Source organism: Frankia sp. Mgl5, from assembly GCF_023242985.1.
Classification (GTDB): Bacteria; Actinomycetota; Actinomycetes; order Frankiales; family Frankiaceae; genus Parafrankia; species Parafrankia soli.
Genome location: NZ_JALKFY010000442.1, coordinates 1 through 526, shown reverse-complemented (window position 1 = coordinate 526; position 526 = coordinate 1). Strand labels below are relative to the sequence as shown.

At 69.4% G+C, this 526-nt stretch carries 1 protein-coding gene; it reads left to right on the top strand.

All coding sequences use genetic code 11. From position 1 onward, the window contains the following. Positions 1-526, top strand: a 526-nt coding sequence (locus tag MXD62_RS10050; protein ID WP_248829065.1) for a hypothetical protein, incomplete at both ends; no start/stop codon positions are given.

Sequence of the window (526 nt, the reverse complement as noted above, 5' to 3'; positions counted from 1 at the left end):
CTGGAGACGCTGCGGAGGTGTGCGCGGCCCTGGAGTTGGCCGAGCCGCGCCGGGTGCTGGCCGACACCCTCGACGCGCTGCTCCACCAGCTCGGTGGCCGTGCCGACATCGTGCTCGACTGCCCGTCCCCGCGCCGGCTCCTCGCGTCCGGTGCGAAGGTCGGTTTCGACGAGCTCGATGATGTTGCAACAGGTCTGCTGGAGGTGATCCGCACCATGGCGGATCGGCCGATCGGCGGATTGCAGATCACCTGCGACACCCCGTCAGGGCCCGACGACGACGAAATTGATGTCTGGTCGAGTCTGCTGGCCGCAGCTGGGCACTACGGCTGGATCAGCGCGATCCGGTTGGATGGCGTCACCGACCCTGACCAGGTGGACACCACGCTGCCCGGTGATCTGTTGCTCTTTTCCCGCACAGCGGCCGATGCGCTGCCTGATGATCGTCGCTACGGCGGAGGGCTCCCGCCTGCCCTGTGGGCCGACACGGCCGAGGGCGCCCGGCTCGCCGAGGCGGCAGCCAAGCG